At 70.1% G+C, this 15,463-nt stretch carries 18 protein-coding genes; 6 read left to right on the forward strand and 12 right to left on the reverse strand.

Translation table 11 applies throughout. From position 1 onward, the window contains the following. Positions 1-27: 27 nt before the first annotated feature. From ACFPCV_RS25275 to ACFPCV_RS25295, 5 genes are all read right to left on the reverse strand, one after another. Positions 28-564, reverse strand: coding sequence for a hypothetical protein (locus ACFPCV_RS25275; RefSeq protein WP_378058817.1), 537 nt, complete (start codon positions 562-564; stop codon positions 28-30). Positions 565-680: 116 nt separating this feature from the next. Next, positions 681-1,361 (reverse strand): response regulator transcription factor, encoded by a 681-nt coding sequence (locus tag ACFPCV_RS25280; protein ID WP_378058818.1) that lies wholly within the window; start codon positions 1,359-1,361, stop codon positions 681-683. After that, the gene (locus tag ACFPCV_RS25285) at positions 1,352-3,064 is read right to left on the reverse strand and encodes a sensor histidine kinase (RefSeq protein WP_378058819.1); all 1,713 of its coding nucleotides are present in this window, start codon (positions 3,062-3,064) and stop codon (positions 1,352-1,354) included. The genes ACFPCV_RS25280 and ACFPCV_RS25285 overlap by 10 nt, the downstream gene beginning before the upstream one ends. A 207-nt stretch (positions 3,065-3,271) precedes the next feature. Beyond that, the gene (locus ACFPCV_RS25290) at positions 3,272-4,477 is read right to left on the reverse strand and encodes an RNA polymerase sigma factor (protein WP_378058820.1); all 1,206 of its coding nucleotides are present in this window, start codon (positions 4,475-4,477) and stop codon (positions 3,272-3,274) included. Between the two features lie 6 nt (positions 4,478-4,483). Continuing rightward, a complete protein-coding gene (locus ACFPCV_RS25295; protein ID WP_378058821.1) occupies positions 4,484-4,837 on the reverse strand; it encodes a YciI family protein in 354 nt (117 codons plus the stop codon). A gap of 286 nt (positions 4,838-5,123) precedes the next feature. Here ACFPCV_RS25295 and ACFPCV_RS25300 point away from each other — a divergent pair, with 286 nt between their 5' ends. After that, positions 5,124-5,444, forward strand: a complete 321-nt coding sequence (locus ACFPCV_RS25300; protein WP_378058822.1) for a PRC-barrel domain-containing protein — start codon at positions 5,124-5,126, stop codon at positions 5,442-5,444. After that, the gene (locus ACFPCV_RS25305) at positions 5,441-5,722 is read left to right on the forward strand and encodes a WGxxGxxG family protein (RefSeq protein ID WP_378058823.1); all 282 of its coding nucleotides are present in this window, start codon (positions 5,441-5,443) and stop codon (positions 5,720-5,722) included. Before ACFPCV_RS25300 ends, ACFPCV_RS25305 begins: the two co-directional genes overlap by 4 nt. A 117-nt stretch (positions 5,723-5,839) precedes the next feature. Here the strand turns inward: ACFPCV_RS25305 and ACFPCV_RS25310 are convergent, their stop codons facing one another. Together ACFPCV_RS25310 and ACFPCV_RS25315 are read right to left on the reverse strand one after the other, a co-directional pair. Beyond that, positions 5,840-6,193 (reverse strand): STAS domain-containing protein, encoded by a 354-nt coding sequence (locus ACFPCV_RS25310; protein ID WP_378058824.1) that lies wholly within the window; start codon positions 6,191-6,193, stop codon positions 5,840-5,842. Between the two features lie 82 nt (positions 6,194-6,275). Next, entirely contained in the window at positions 6,276-6,734 is a 459-nt protein-coding gene (locus ACFPCV_RS25315; protein ID WP_378058825.1) for a hypothetical protein, read from the reverse strand. Between the two features lie 558 nt (positions 6,735-7,292). On the opposite strand from ACFPCV_RS25315, the gene ACFPCV_RS25320 reads away from it, so the two are divergent. Together ACFPCV_RS25320 and ACFPCV_RS25325 are read left to right on the forward strand one after the other, a co-directional pair. Then, positions 7,293-8,153: a hypothetical protein gene (locus ACFPCV_RS25320; protein WP_378058826.1), complete on the forward strand. Its 861-nt coding sequence runs from the start codon at positions 7,293-7,295 to the stop codon at positions 8,151-8,153. A gap of 64 nt (positions 8,154-8,217) precedes the next feature. Then, positions 8,218-8,535, forward strand: coding sequence for a response regulator transcription factor (locus ACFPCV_RS25325; RefSeq protein WP_378058827.1), 318 nt, complete (start codon positions 8,218-8,220; stop codon positions 8,533-8,535). On the opposite strand, the gene ACFPCV_RS25330 is transcribed toward ACFPCV_RS25325, so the two are convergent. The 5 genes from ACFPCV_RS25330 to ACFPCV_RS25350 form a co-directional block, all read right to left on the reverse strand. Then, the gene (locus ACFPCV_RS25330; RefSeq protein WP_378058828.1) at positions 8,532-9,098 is read right to left on the reverse strand and encodes a sigma-70 family RNA polymerase sigma factor; all 567 of its coding nucleotides are present in this window, start codon (positions 9,096-9,098) and stop codon (positions 8,532-8,534) included. The genes ACFPCV_RS25325 and ACFPCV_RS25330 overlap by 4 nt on opposite strands. A 231-nt stretch (positions 9,099-9,329) precedes the next feature. After that, positions 9,330-10,067, reverse strand: a complete 738-nt coding sequence (locus tag ACFPCV_RS25335) for a hypothetical protein (RefSeq protein WP_378058829.1) — start codon at positions 10,065-10,067, stop codon at positions 9,330-9,332. 117 nt (positions 10,068-10,184) lie between these two features. Further along, positions 10,185-10,535: a hypothetical protein gene (locus tag ACFPCV_RS25340; protein ID WP_378058830.1), complete on the reverse strand. Its 351-nt coding sequence runs from the start codon at positions 10,533-10,535 to the stop codon at positions 10,185-10,187. A 72-nt stretch (positions 10,536-10,607) separates the two neighbouring features. Continuing rightward, complete coding sequence (locus ACFPCV_RS25345; protein WP_378058831.1) at positions 10,608-10,967, reverse strand: hypothetical protein; 360 nt, start codon at positions 10,965-10,967, stop codon at positions 10,608-10,610. 511 nt (positions 10,968-11,478) lie between these two features. Beyond that, entirely contained in the window at positions 11,479-13,047 is a 1,569-nt protein-coding gene (locus ACFPCV_RS25350; protein WP_378058832.1) for a putative glycoside hydrolase, read from the reverse strand. 128 nt (positions 13,048-13,175) lie between these two features. Here ACFPCV_RS25350 and ACFPCV_RS25355 point away from each other — a divergent pair, with 128 nt between their 5' ends. Further along, positions 13,176-14,198 (forward strand): polysaccharide deacetylase family protein, encoded by a 1,023-nt coding sequence (locus ACFPCV_RS25355; protein ID WP_378058833.1) that lies wholly within the window; start codon positions 13,176-13,178, stop codon positions 14,196-14,198. 92 nt (positions 14,199-14,290) lie between these two features. After that, positions 14,291-15,304, forward strand: a complete 1,014-nt coding sequence (locus ACFPCV_RS25360; RefSeq protein WP_378058834.1) for an NAD-dependent epimerase/dehydratase family protein — start codon at positions 14,291-14,293, stop codon at positions 15,302-15,304. Positions 15,305-15,463: the final 159 nt, after the last annotated feature.

Here is a 15,463-nt window from a genome sequence, read left to right on the forward strand (position 1 = left end):
CGCGGTGGACCGGCCCTTCGACGAAGGTCAGGCCCAGTCGTTCAGTACCAGGGTCGGGTTGCTCTGGGTGAACCGGAACCGAGGAGCGCCGGGGCCGGAGCTGTGCTGGTACTTGACGACACCCGCGCTGGTGTAGCCCACGATGTCGAAGCTGTTCATGTCCCAGTTGTCCGGACCCTCCCACACGGTCGAGTGTGAGACGAGGGTGAGGTGCTGCCCCCGGATGTAGCACGAGTTGACCGTCTGACCCGTCGTCGCGAAGGTGATGTCGGCCTTCACCTTCGTGGTGTGGTTCGGGAACTGCCCGAAGACGGGCTTCAGGGGGATCGGCTGCGCCAGGTACGACACCTTGATGCCCACGATGACCTCGGAGTTGTAGCGCAGGTCGTCGCCACCGGTGTTGAACGTCATGGTGAACTTGGAGACCGAGCCGCAGGAGCCGATGGGGTTCGCGCCCGCGCTGGTGGTGGTCACGGCCCCGGCAAGGCCCGCGGTGAGCAGGATGACGGCGGCGGCGGCGATCGTGCGCGCTCGGCGGCCGATGGCGCCGGTGGTGAGCTTCATGGGTTCCTCCCTGTGTGACATGCGCCTTGGCGGCGCCGCCACCAGGGTGGTGCTTGCGACCGGGTGTCCGGGACGGGGAAACCTCCGGTGGGAAAGGTAGGAAAACCCGATGGCGCTCAGGCGAGGTCGCCGTTGCCGCGCAGGAACGCCAGCGTGGCGAGGACCCGCACGTTGACCCCCCGGCGTTTCACCTCGCCGAGCGACCCGAGGCCGAGCTTCGACGTGATCACCGAGAGGTGCTTCTCCACGGTGCCGACCTGGCAGGCCATGTGCTCGGCGATGCCCAGGTTCGAGCGGCCCTCCGCGACCAGGGCGAGCACGCGGCGCTCGTGCGGGCTCAACAGGTCGAGTGGGTTCTTCGGCCGTGGACCGGTCATCAGCGCGCGGATCAGCTGCCGGTCGATCACCACCTCGCCCCGGTCGACCCGGCGCAGCGCGTCGATCAGCTCGTCCAGGTTGCCGACCCGGTCCTTGAGCAGGTACCCGAGCGCCCGCGACTCGCCGGGCATGCCGAGCAGCCGCTGGGCGTAGCCGATCTCGCCCTGGGAGGACAGGACCAGCAGCCCCACCTCCGGGTGGCTGGCCCGTACCAGCTCGGCGAGGCGCAGGCCCTCGTCGCGGTGGTCCGGTGGCAGCCTGATGTCGAGCAGGAGGACGTCGGGCGGATCCGCGTCGACCAGGCGGGTCGCCGACTCGACGTCGGCCGCCGCGCCGGTCACGCGCATGCCGCGACCGCGCAGGCCTTCGGTGAGGATGTCCTGCAGCAGCAGGTGGTCCTCGACGATCCCTACGCGCATGGCACGCCGATCGGCAGCCGGGCCGAAACGGTGGTGCCGCGCCCCGGCTCGCTCGACACGGCCACCGAGCCGCCGACCGAGGCGGCCCGCAGACGAAGGGCCCTCGGGTCGCCCGTGCCGCTGCCCGTGCCGCTGCCCGTGCCGCTGCCCGTGCCGCTGCCCGTGCCGTTGTCGCGGACCTCCAGCACGAGCGCGCCCCGGTCCTCCCGGACCGTGACCACCACCGCGGACGCGTCCGCGTGCTTGTACACGTTCGCGACGGCCTCGGTGACCAGGAAGTACGCGGTCAGTTCGAGGTCCGGTGGAAAGCGGTCCGCCGGGATGTCCGCCAGCACCGGGATGGGCGACAGGGCGCCGAGTTGCGCCACCGCCGCGGCGAGCCCGTGCTCGACCAGCGTCTCCGGGTAGATGCCCTGCGTCAGTTCGCGCAGCGCGGCGACCGCCTGGCCGATCAACTGGTGGGCCCGCTGCAGCGCGCTGTCGGCGGGCAGCGAGCCGGTGCGGGCCATGTCGAGCAGCAGCATGGCGCCGAACAGCTGTTGCTGCGGGCCGTCGTGCAGGTCGCGCTGGATGCGGTGCCGCTCGGCGAACGCCGCGTCGGGCAGCCGGCGCGCGGCGACGTGCGAGCTGGCGATCGCCAGGCCCGCGATGTCGAGCGCGACGTCGACCACCCGGCGTTGTTCGGCGAGGGTCTCGTCGTGTTCGACGACCGCGACCAGCGCGCCGTCGCGGTGCACCTCGGTCACCGCACGCCCCGGCGACGGGCCCGGTGTCACGGGCCTGCCGTGCACGTCCAGGAACGAACCACCGTCGTCGGTGTAGTGCAGGACGAGCGTCGGATCGCCGACCGCGTCGGCCAGCGCGCGCTGCAGCACGACCGGCGGCGTCTCGTGTGGTTGGCCGGACTGTCCGAGCACGGTCCGCGCCGCCTGCGCGCACGCCAGCTCCAGGTGCAGCCTGCGGGCGGCGATCGCGAGGGGCACCGCGCCGACGAGCAGCGCGCAGGCCACGAACAGCGACACCGTGCGACCGCCCGAGTCGGCCCCGGACGCGGCGACCAGCGCGGCCGAGATCCCACCGAGCCCGGCCATCATGACCGTGCCCCACTGCGCGGCGCCGTGCCTGCGCCGCAGGCTGGTGGCCGACAGCCAGCGGCGGACGACCACGGCCAGTGTCGCGGCGGTCACGACCACATAGGTCACACTGCTCGCCACGGCGGTCGCGGTGGGCGGCCCCGGATCGTGGTTCCACCACCACGGCGGCACCGGGGAGTCCACGGCGTACCGGACGACCTGGGTGCCGACCGCGCCCGCGTAGGCCACGGCGACGAGGACGCGGGCGCCGGTCGTGCCCAGCCTGCCGTGCGGCAGGGCCAGTGCGATGTGCGCGAGGACCGCCGTCCACAGGTAGGCGAGGCAGAAGCCGATCGCGAACCAGGGTTCGGTCGTGCTGGTCCGGAGGTCGCCGAGGTGGAAGGCGGCCCCGGTGAGGACGATGAGCGCGCCGATCCTCGGCCGGGACGTGCCCGACCAGAGCCACCCGCCGATGGCGATGGCGACCACGCCGAAGCCGTGCAGCGCCACGTCGGTCCACGTCTGGTGCGCGACCGGTGCGGAGATGGCGATGGACGAGGCCGCGAAGCCGAGGGCGGCCGTGGTCCCGAGTGGAGGGCCGAGGTTCCGAGCAGGCAGCGGAACCCCCAAGAACGGACACAGCAGGAACGGTCTGGGCGTCGGTGCCCACACCGCCATTCTCGCACCGGATGCCGTCCGGGCATCCTGCTCTCCAGTTCGCGCGGATCCCTGCGGATGTTACGGCGCATCATCGACACCGGAACCGGCGCGGACCGGCGGTCGCGCGCCGCGAGCCCGGACACCGGGGGAGAACTCGCCGGCCGGGACGACCGCGGCTCACAGGGCCGGTGGTCGGGTGTCCTGGGTCAGGCGCGCCCGCCGCGTCGTCAGGAAGGCCCGTTCTGCGTCGTTCGTGGCCAGGGTGATCGCCTCGTCGTAGGCGGCGAGGGCGGCCGAGGTGCGGCCCAGGCGCGTCAGCAGGTCCGCGCGGGTGGCGGGCAGCAGGTGGTAGCCCGGCAGGTCCAGCTCGTCGACGATGGCCAGCGCCAGCGCCGGTCCGTGCACCTCGGCGACGGCGACCGCGCGGTTGAGCGCCACGACCGGGGTCGGGACGTGTGCCAGCAGTTGGTCGTAGAGCGCCAGCACCTGCGCCCAGTCGGTCGCGGACCCGTCCGTGTGCACGGCGTTGATCGCGGCCTGCAACTGGTAGGGCCCCGGCCGGGCACGGCGCAGGCACCGGCGCACCAGCTCATGCCCCTCGGCGATCAGGTCTCCGTCCCACAGTGACCGGTCCTGCTCCGCGAGCACCATCAGCTCACCGGATGGCCCCGTCCGCGCGGGCCGCCGGGCTTCGGTGAGCAGGAGCAGCGCCAGCAGCCCGATCACCTCCGGCTCGTCGGGCATCAGGTCGGCGAGCGCCCGCGCGAGGCGGACGGCCTCCTGGCACAGGTCCGTCCGCAGCAGCTGTCCCGACGTCGACGTGTACCCCTCGTTGAAGACCAGGTAGAGCACGGTGAGCACCGACGTCAGCCGGTCGGGGAGTTCGGCGGCGCCTGGCACCCGGTAGGGGATGCCCGCGTCGCGGATCTTCTTCTTCGCCCGGACGATCCGCTGGGCGACGGTCGCCTCCGGCACCAGGTAGGCCCGTGCGATCTCCGCCACCTCCAGCCCGCCGAGCAGGCGCAGCGTGAGCGCGGTCCGCGCGAGCGGCGACAGCGCAGGGTGGCAGCAGGTGAAGATCATGCGTAGCTCGTCGTCGCGCACCGGTCCCACCTCCTCCGGCTCTTCGGGTTGGTGCAGCAGCAGTGCCTGCGCGTGGCGGGCCTCCCTGGTGGACTCCCGGCGCAGGCGGTCGATCGCGCGGTTGCGTGCGGTGGTCACGATCCACGCGCCCGGGTTGGGCGGCGGCTGCTCCCACTTCTGGACGGCCACCGCGAACGCGTCCTGGACGGCCTCCTCGGCGAGCCCGATGTCACCGAGGACGCGCGTCAGCGTCGCCACGCACCGGCCGTACTCCGCCCGGTAGATCCGGTCCAGGTCCATCCGCGCCTATGCCCCGGAACCGTCGTCGAACGGACGCACCTCGATCGGGCGCCCGCAGGCAAGCGCGCACTTGTCGGCCCAGACCAGCGCCTGGTCGAGGTCGTCGCACCGGATCACCCAGAAGCCGCCGATCTGCTCCTTCGTCTCGGCGAACGGGCCGTCGGTGATCGTGGTCGTGCCGCCGGCGGGGCGGACGACCGTGGTGGCGTGCGAGGGCTGCAGACCGCCGACGAACACCCACGAACCGGCGGCCCGCATCTCGTCGGTGACCTCGCCCGTCCTGGCCATCTGCGCCCGCCGTTCCTCTTCGGACTCCGGCACGGTCTCGTCGAGCTGGACGGCGAGCAGGTACTGCTTCACGGTGACCTCCACATGGCTTCGCGGTCTCACCCTGGCTACGAACGGGCTCGACGCCATTCGACACCACCACGGAAAGATCTCGGGCGGGAGGCCGCCCGTCAGCACCGCGTGCGTGCGGCGCGTGATGCGTCACCCCCAGCAACGGATGTCGCACCACGAATTCAGCCATTGGAGTCGTTGAGAACTCTCCCGGTCCCGGTTCAGGTGAACTCGTCGTGTCCGGTGTTCGACGTCCGGCGAGGCGGGAACCCACATGTCGTCCGAACGTTTCGACGGGAGGGTGGAAATGATCAGATACTACGACAAGGAAATGTGCGGTCTGGTGATGTGGGATCCGCACGGAAAAAAGATCGGCACGGTGCGGGAAGTGTGGGCTGACGAGCGCACCGGGGAGCCGGAGTGGGTTTCCATCGGCACGGGGTTCCTCGGGCGGCACCACTCCTTCCTCCCGCTGAACGCGGTGGCGGTCACGCCAGGGCATCTCGCCGTGTCGATCCCCAAACAGGTGGTGGACGACGCGCCGCGGGTGCACCCCCCTGGCAACCCGATGGAGGAGGTCGATCAGGACGTGCTGCGCACCTACTACCGAACCGAGGTGTCCCGATGAAAGCTCTGCTGCGCGCCGTTCTTCTGGCACTGACGGCGAGCAGCGCGATACTGGTGGGGCCCGTGACGCCGGTGGCCGCGGCACCGCAGACCACCCACGTGGCCGCCGAGGAGAACCGTGGTGAGGAGGAGTCGGGCGACGACGACAACGGAATGTGGGGCCTGCTCGGTCTTCTCGGCCTGGTCGGGCTCGTCGGACTCGTCCGCCGCGGCAGGAGGAACGAGTACCTAGCGGGGCCTGCCGACGCGCCACCCGCGACCCGGTACGGCGACAAATGAGAGCGGGTCGGCCGCGAAACGGAGAATCTTGGTGGGAGTCCGCCATGCGGCCGACCCGTTCGAGGGCTTGAACCGCAAGCGGTGCGCGACAGGCCGCCGCTCGCGCCCGGGTGACCTTCACCTGACTCGATGGCAGCCTTCACCGAGGGCGTCGGTGACCGTTGTGTGCACCGAAACCACGGTGTCCAGGCCGGTGAGCCGGATGGGCCGGACGCATTCCCTGCGCACCGCGACCACCCGAACCTCGGGGCGTCCCGCCGCCGCGGCCTCGAAGAGCACGTGCAGGCCCGCCGACGCGAGGAACGTGACCGCCAGCAGGTCGATGACCAACAGGTCCGGTTCGCTGCGCATGGCTTCCGTGATCGCGGTCCGCAGTGCGGGCGCGGTCGTCACATCCACCTCGCCGCACAGACACGCGACGCTCGCGCCGGTCAGTCGGGTGATGGAAACGTCGAGCCCGGTGTCTGCCATGCCGTCCCCATTCCGGGAAAGTCGGGAAGGACGGCGGCGGTGCCTCCTGCGATCGCCGCCACCCTTCCCGTCGGGATCCCCACTACAGTGGTACGGGTCCGCCGCCGAGCAGGTCGTTCACCAGTTGTGACAGGCGCTGCAGCAGCCGCTGCACCAACTCGTTCAGCTGCTCCGCCACCGACGGCGGATTGGCTTCCCGCGCCCCTTCCGGGAACAGCCTGTCGACCTGGTCGCGGATCGTCGTGACCGCCTCGCCCGCCTCGCCGGCGAGCTCGCGGCTGCTCTCCGCGAGCGCGTACCGCTCCCCGCTCGCCAGCTCGGTCAGCAGCGGCTCCAGCTCGGTGAGCGTCGACTTCACCTCCGCGACATCACCAGCGTCGGCGGCGTCGGCCAGCGCGTCGTGCATGTCCTGGACCAGGGCGGCGTCCTCCTGCGGGACTGCGGGCTGCGTCGCGACCGCGTTCGACACGGTCACGGTCCCGGTGACCGCCAGAGCAAGGGCTGTGGCCAATGCCGCGAAGCGCCCGATTCTTGCTTTCATGAGATACCCCTTCCCCAATTTCAAGATCACATAACGGATCTCGTCGCAATGGTCGCTCGGTATCGGCTAACAGCGCCAACGTAGAGTCGTGGTGTCTGGTGATGTGAATTCCCAATGTCACAGCTACCGGACGGGAGTTCGCAAGTTCGCGTCATAACAAGCAGTGGGCCCGTCAGTGTCGCGGCGTTTTCGGCCACGTGCGGTGAGCGCGGCGCCGGGGTTGACCAGCAAGCCCCCCGTTCTGGCGAACCTTCGTGTCCATCAGTGTCATCAACACGCCGACCAGCGTGTCGAGTGCTGTTAATCACCGCAAAGTGTGGTTTGGGACGAAATTTCTCCCACCGTGATCGGCCGGCGCACCGACAACCCACCAGGGGCATACTCTTCCCGTTTCCGGGAGGCTACGGTCAATGTCATCCGTCACTGTCGGATTTCGACCCGGCACGAACGGGTTGTCGAGCATCATCTTTGGCGTACCTGGCAAATACTCGCAGTGTTCCGTGGGTAGCTTCACAGTTGCCCGAGATCTTCCAGATCTCATTCGAAAGGAGAACTGCGATGCCGAAAATGGCAGGCCGCGGCGTTTTCTTCGCGGCCCTCGCGGTGCCGCTCGCACTCGCGGCAGCACCGTTGACCGCGTCCGCGGAGGAACCGGACGACGTGGTGATTACCGACCAGGTGGTGACGGACGCGGTGGCGACACCCGCCGGTGCGGCGATCATGTCCTCGCCAGACGACGAGTACGCCGTCCACGCCACGGACGACGAGAACGTCGCCGAGGAGGCCACGGAGGAGGCCACGGAGGAGGCCACGGAGGAGGCTGCCGAGGAGGCTGCCGAGGAAGCCGGCACCGAGGCCGCGACCGTGAGGCCCGTCGACGACGTGGTCGTCGTCGAAGCCGACGATGACGTGGTCGATTGGACGAACGACCACTGGACGGGTGCCGCCTACGAGCACGTCGCCGCGTACGCGGGTGTCGAGGGTTCGTGGGTGACCTCCACCGAGGCCGGTGCCGTGACGGGTGACCACGGTTGGGGCCACGGTGGTCTGCACGGTTCGGACACCACCGCTGCCTGGCACGAGGAAGTGACCGCGGGCGCGGGCGAGGACGGCGCCTTCGTGGAGTCGACGGAGAGCGGGGCCTACGAGAGCGACGGTTGGGGCCACGGTGGTCTGCACGGTTCGGACACCACCGCTGCCTGGCACGAGGAAGTGACCGCGGGCGCGGGCGAGGACGGCGCCTTCGTGGAATCGACGGAGAGCGGGGCCTACGAGAGCGACGGTTGGGGCCACCACGGTGACTTCGCCGATCACGGCGACGAGATCGAGGGTGCCTCGTACGAGCAGACCGCCGCAGCGGCCGGTGACGAGGGCGCGTGGGCGGAGAACGTCGAATCCGCCGCGTTCGAGCTGGACTGACGAAAGGGCGACCTGGCGTCGGTTCCCGTGCCCCGGGAGCCGACGCCTTCCTCGTGGAGGCACCGTGACGCAGACCCTCACCAGGAAGACACTCCTCTCGGACAAGGAGTTGGCTGTGGTACGACTGCTGGCCGACGGCCTGCGGACGAAGCAGGTCGCCCGGCGGCTCGGCATCAGCATGAGCGCGGTGTCGATGCGACTGAGCCGGGCGGCCGAGATCCTCGGCACCACGACGGCGATCCACACCGTCGTGGAATGTGCCCGCCTCGGCCTGCTCGAGCCGGACACCCACCGTGCGGCCCGTCTCCGTCGCGAGATCGCCGACCGCCACGCCTCGACGTGCTCGTTGCTGAGCAACCCGTCGTGTGACTGCCGGGGCTAGCGGACGCCCCGGCGTGGCGGGCGCACCCGCTCGAGCTCGCGTTCGTCGATGTGGTCGAACTGGGTGAGCACCGGCTGCAGCTTGGCCAGGCACCGGATGACGATCTGGGAGATGTTGGACGACGACGTGTTCATCACGGCGGCGATCTCGCCGACGCTCAGCCCTTCGAACAGGCGTAGCCGGGTGATCTGCCGCTGTCGTTCGGTCATGTAGCACATGACCCGCAGGATGCGTTGCCGCAATTCGCCCGCGGAGACCCGGCGGAGCGCGATCGCGGCCGCGTCCTCGACGAGTTCGGGGTCCACCGGAGCGTGGTCGATGCTGGTCGTTGCCGGAAGCTCGCGGTTCTCGACACTCATCCCGGCGATCAGCTCGGTCAGGAAGACGCGCCAGTCGGGCTCGGTCTCCGGCGGTTCGCTGAGCAGCGCGACGAACGCCTCGCTCACCACGTCCGCGGCCTCGCGATCGGGTCCGCCGCGGAAGGCCCGCGTCGCGGCATCGAGTAGAGCAGGGTGGTGTTCGGTGTAGATCTGCTCCCAGTTCAACGGAGCGCTCGTCCTCACAGTGCTCACCCGGACTTTTCGCACTCGAATTTCGTTCGCGTGCTCCCGGTATATGGCAGGCTGAGATTACCGCCCCAAGCGACAAGGCCCCGGAACGGATATGTCAGGTTTTGAGCGCCCGGCAGGCTGTTTTACCGGGCTGTGGAACATGGTCCTGCTTCTCCTGCGAATTCACAGGTTGTCTCGTTCATAGAACCGCCGCCGGAACGGCGTGGCGCGTAAGCGCGGGTGTCAGATCTGGCGTGACTCGCCCTGCAGCGAAGGCTCCGCGGGGATGTACCGGGCAACCGGCGCGTCGTCCGTGCTCGGCGGCGTGCTCGGCGGCGTGCTCGGCGGCGTGCTCGGCGGCCCGTCCGCGACGGTGTTCGCCGGGGCGGTGTTCGCGGGGGCGGGTGTCGGCTGGGGAACCTGTTGCGGCGGCACAGCGGCGTGCTGGCCTCGGCGCTCCTCGGTCGGACGACGCGGCGGCGGCATGCGGTGGCTCAGGGAACCGTTGCCGAACATCTCCTGCAGCGACACCTCACTCTCCTGCAGACCGTGGAGCAGGGTGCTCGCCTTCTCGAGTGCGTCGTGGACGATGTGCCGCGCCTCCTCGGCGGCCTGCGCCCGGCACACGTCGGCCTCGTGCTGTGCCTCCTCGATCAGCGACATCCGGTGGCGCAGCAGCTCTTCCGCCCGTGCGGTGAGGTCCTGGGCCGCTTCCTCGGCCGACGCCCGGATCTTCGCGGCGTCCTGCTCCGCGGTGTCGATCAACCACTGCACGGTCGCGGAAGCAGATGCCGTGGCCGGGTCACCCGCCGTGCTTGACTCCAGCGTCAGCGCCCGCGTGACCGCCCGGTCGCGTTCGGCCTGTGCGTAGCCGAGCGCGTTGCGCAGCTCGCGCATCTCGAGATCGACGGCGTCGCGGTCGTAGCCGCGGAACCGGGTCGGGAACGACGGCGGGAAGTCGTCGAGAACGTCCTCTGACATGAGGCACCCTTTTCGCATCTGTTTCGCTGTGACAACCAGTGAGGCAGGACCAGCCGGGACCGGTCCTGCCTCCATCCACCCCAAGGTCGGCGGCGGTACGCCGCCTGCGACTGTTAATCAGTCGCCCTGGTAAGTGCCCCCGTCGGACAGCTCACTGGATGCGCAGTTCTCGGGGATCGCGGCCTCGGCCTCGTGGGCCCCGGGCGAGAGCACCGGCACGCCGACGCCGTTGGCGACGTCCTCGACCGGCACCTGGACACCCAGCACGTTGATGTTGTTGTCGCAGAGGCCGACCGTGGCGTTGACGTTGTGCAGCACGTCAAGGTTGTTGAGGTTGACGAGACCGATCTCGTCCCCGTTCTGACGGTCGGCCGCGAAGGGGAGACCTTCGTCCGCGGACGCGACGCCGCTGAACGGGATGACACCGGCGGCGATAGTGGCCGCACCGACGATGAACTGTTTCAACACGGGAAGAACAACCCTCTCATTGGTGGGCGGCAGGATGTCCTGCCGCGGGGGAGAACCAGACGCGGGAACGCGTCACTTGTCCTGGATCGAGCCGCCGTCCTGGAGGCCCGCGGAAGCGCAGTTTTCGGGAGCAGCGGCTGCCGCCTCGTGCTCACCCGGGGACAGGATCGGCACGTCGACGCCGTTCAGCACGTCCTCGACCGGCACCTGGACACCGAGGACGTTGATGTTGTTGTCGCACACGCCCACGTTGGCGTTCACGTTGTGCAGCACGTCCACGTTGTTCACGTTGACGAGGCCGACCTGGTCCCCTTCGCCGGGTTCGAAGCCGTAGCCGCGCGGGCTCTCGGTCCCCTCGGCGGAGGCGAACCCGCCCAGAATCACCATTCCGGCAGCGACCCCGGCGGTCACGAAACCAACCTTTTTCAACATGGAAATTCCCTCGTTTGATTGCGCGATCAACTGTCGGTCGATCTTTGGCTCTCGACCGGAGGCGACAGTAGCGCGAGACCGTTACGTCATTCCACCTCGATAATACTTTCGAGCGCTATAACGCTCGATTTCTATTCTTTCGGTGCATGGTGGCCCCGTTTTGTGTGCGAAGAGCAACGATCGCACCACACGAATGGGTGGATTTAGACGCGACCGTGGGCCAATCGCAAAGCGCGAGAACACCCGCGTGCTTCGACCGTACCCGCGCAGAGCGGCATGGCGGAACCCCTGGCGAAGCGAGGCACCGCGAACGTGAGACACCCGCCGATGTCCCGACGACGCTTTCACGGCATAACAGGTGCCGTGAATGGGCCGTTCAGGGCGCTCGGCGCCCTGAACGCGCCTTTCAGGGCATCAGCCACGCACGGGACCTGCCCGTCCGGCGAGGACGAACCCACCACGCCGGCGCCGCTTGCCCAGCGCTGCCCGGCACAGCCGACCTGATGAACGGTCAGCGCGGTGGTGGCGCCGCGGGGTTGTAGCGGCACGCGGGGTCCCACAGCAGGAACGAACTCGCGCCGGCCTTGGCGGACGCGGTGACCTGTGCCAGCACCTCGTCCGGTCCGTAGGCGTGGGCCAGGCTGAACGCCTGCAGCCACGGGATCACCTGCGCGCCGGTGCCGCGGACCTGCTCGGTGAACGCGGCCACCGACCGGGCGACGATGTCGTACGGCTGGGCCTCCGGGTGGGCGACCCCGTACTCGCCGGGGCCCCAGTGGGACGGGTAGACCATGGGGGAGACGTAGTCCACGTGCTCGGCGATCGCCCGGATGTCCTGGGCCACGGCGGTGGGGTGTTGTGCCGCGATGCCGAACACCGAGGCGCCGACGAACGTGCCGTGCGGGCGCACGGCGTCGCGGCTGTCGCCGAGGAAGGTCGCGATCGCCTGCTCCGGTGTGCCACGCAGGCCGGGGATCCGCATGGCGGACAGCGCGCCCTCCGGCCTGCGCACGTAGTCGTACAGGATGTCGTCGAAGCCCAGCTTCGCGGCTTCCTCGGCAAGCGCGATGTTGTAGGCGATCACGTCGGGGTTGGCGAAGTTCGTGAACGCGTACTCGCCGTAGGAGCCGGACCACGGCTGTCCGGCCGCGGTCTGCAGGACCCGGTCCTTGTGGCCGGAACGCCAGGACGCCTGAGCCAGGATGGGGTCGCGGAACGCGACGAGCCTGCCGACCACGCGGATGCCGGCGGCGTGCAGCTCGTCGACGACCGCCTTCGCGTCGTAGTGGTCGCGGGTGGCACCGATCTGCTGCGCGAGCGGCACCTTGGACGAGTAGCCGATCTCGCCGTTCTCGTCCTTGATGTCGAGCTGGATGGTGTCGATGCGCCCTTCGGCCGCCATCGCCAGCACCGGTTCCCGCAGGGTGGCCGACGTCCAGCCCATCGCGGTCATGTGGACGGCACGCATGCCGGGGTGCCGCGCAGGCACCGTGTGTTCCCTGGTGGTGTTGTTCCCGGCCTCGTCCCGTGCGACGACCTGCAGGGTGGCGGGCGCGGTGGGCAGGGAGATGGTGAAGGCGCCGTCGTCGCCGAGGTCGGCAGGCCGGTGGTCGACGGTGACGGCCGTGGCTCCCTCGGCGCGCCCGCGCAGCGTGAACGGCGCACGGAGGTCGGTCACCGGCGTCTCGTCGACGGTCAGTCGCGGCGGCGTGCTGTCGACGGTGACCGTGTGCGTGACCTTGTTGTCCGGCAGCAGCCAGTGCGCGCGGCGCGCGGTCACGGTGTGGGTGCCGTCGTCGAGGTCGGTGTCCGCGAGCACCATGCGGTCGCCCGCGCGCCGTACCTTGGCGGGCTGTCCGTTCACGAGCACGTCGACGCCGGAGAGGTCCTCCCCGGCCGGTGCCGTGATGCTCAGTTCGGCGAGTCCGCCGGGGGTGATCACCGCGCCGTCCGCGACGCCCTTGATGGCGGGACCACCCGTCAGGTGGCGAACGCCGGGAACGGCCAGGACCGCCAACGCCGCGAGCACCCCGACACACACCAGCGCGACGATCCGTCCCCGCCTCCGCCGATCCACCATTCCACGCTCCTCACGCTCACAGGCACGGCTCACGTACTGGTCATGCCCCCGGGGCACAGGACTAACCTGAAATCACCCGATAGTGTCCTTTCGTTGCGGGACAAGCGAAAGCGTCCGATCTTGGAAGTGTGTCCACAACACGCATGGCCGCGGTCGTGCTCGTCGCCACGCTGGTGGCGCCTGCCGCGTGCACAGACGAGCCGAGTCCCAGGACGCCGTCCCCGCAGCATGTCCGGGTCGAGTCCACGGCGACCACGCCCCCGCCGAGCACGGCCGACCCGGCCGCGGTCGGCGCGAACGAGCTGGGCGTGGTGCCCGTGCTCATGTACCACCGGATCGTGCCAGCGCCGGCGAGCGTGTACGACCGGACCCCGGCGGCGTTCCGTGCCGAGCTGGTCCGGCTGGCCAGGGAGAACTACGTGCCGGTCACCGCGGCGAGCTACGCGGGCGGTGACATCGACATTCCCGCTGGCACGCACCCGGTGGTGCTGACGTTCGACGACGGTGACCGCAGCCAGTTCTCGCTCGACGCGGCGGGCAGGCCCGCGGCGGGCACCGCCGTGTCGATCATGCAGGAGGTGGCCGAGGAGTTCCCCGGGTTCCGCCCCGTCGCGACGTTCTTCGTCAACGCCGAGCCCTTCGGCGCGGGGGACGGGCTGGAGTGGCTGGCCGCGCACGGCATGGAGATCGGCAACCACACCGCCACCCACCTGAATCTCGGACAGTCCACTCCCGACCAGGCGCGGCAGGACATCCTCGCGCAGGACCAGGCGATCCGCCGCGCCGTCCCCGGTTTCTCCCCGGCCACGCTCGCGTTCCCGTTCGGGGCGGTCCCCGACGACCCCGGCCTCGCGCTGCACGGCGCGGTCGGGCCGGCCGAGTACCGCTACAAGGGAGCGTTCCTGGTGGGCGCCAACCCGGCGCCGTCCCCGTACGCCGCCGACTTCGACCCGGCGGGGATTCCCCGCATCCGTTCCCAGGACGCGACCGGCCCGGACGCCGAGCACTGCTCGACGGTGTGGCTGGACAAGCTCGCGGCCGCACCGTCGCAGCGGTACACCTCGGACGGCGACCCGGACCGCATCTCGTTCCCCGCGACGTCGCAACAGCAACCGGCCGCGCGGTTCGGCGACCGGGTGCGGACGTACTGACACGTCACCGGATCGGTCGCCGTCGCGCAACGCACCGTCACCGATACGCTCCGGGCCATCCGACCTGACCGGCACCTGGAGGAAGGCAGCGGATGTCTCGTGCGGTGATCCTCGGTGGCACCGGGACGATCGGCCGTGCCGTCGCGCGCCGGTTGCTGGCCGCGGGCTGGGACGTGGCCGTCGTCGGCCGGGACCGGTCTCGCCTGCCGACGGACGTCGCGGCTGCGGGCGGACGGTTCGCCGCCGCGGACCGCGACGAGGCGGGTGCGGTCGCGGCGGTTGTGGACGCGGGTGCCGACCTGCTGGTCGACTGCCTGTGTTTCACCGCGGCACACGCACGGGATCTGTTGCCACTGCTGGACGATGTCGGGTCCACGGTGATGATCTCCACCAAGGCGGTGTACGTCGATGCCGCCGGAAACCACGTGAACTCGGCGACCGCACCGCACTTCGACGGCCCGATCCGCGAGTCGCAGCCGACCATGGCACCCCGGGAGGACATCGACTACCGCAGCGGCGACGGCTACGGCGCCAGCAAGGTCGCCGCAGAACGGGTGTTGCTCGACAGCGGGCACCCGGTCACGGTGCTGCGGCCGTCCAGAGTGCACGGTGACGGGACGTCGAAGCCCGACGAATGGGTGTTCGTCAAGCGCGTGCTCGACCGGCGCGAGGTCGTTGTCCTGGCCCGGGGTGGCCGCGGTGTCGACCAGACGAGCGCCGCGGCCAACGTCGCCGCGTTGACCGAGGTGGCCGCGAACGATCCTGGTACGCGGATCCTCAACAGCGCGGACCCCGACGCGCCAAGCGCGCTGGAGATCTCGCGGATCGTCGCCGCGCACCTCGGGCACCGGTGGCGGGAGGTGCTCCTCGACCAGCACGCGCCCGCGGGACTGGGCACGCATCCCTGGGATCGGGTGCCGGGGATCCGGCTGGACATGAGCGCGGCCCGGGAGCTGGGCTACCAGCCGGCGGGCGACTACGCGGCCACCGTGACCGCCGAACTGGACTGGCTGGTGTCCGCCGCCCGGCTACCGCCGGGGTTCCGACACGACTACTTCGCGCCGATGCTCGGCTACACCGCCGAGGACGACTATGTGAACGGGTGACGTGTCACTGGCGCGGTCGCGGATTTACCGGTCGCGAGTTCGAAGCCTCGTGCTGTCGATCCAGCCGACCGGCGGTCTGGCACGCCGTTCGGGTGAGCGGTGCCTGAGCACGAAGTTCTCCGGCAGCTTGACTACCAACAGTGTTGGTGACGACCGCGG

The sequence above is a fragment of the Actinophytocola glycyrrhizae genome (assembly GCF_042653545.1).
Classification (GTDB): domain Bacteria; phylum Actinomycetota; class Actinomycetes; order Mycobacteriales; family Pseudonocardiaceae; genus Actinophytocola; species Actinophytocola glycyrrhizae.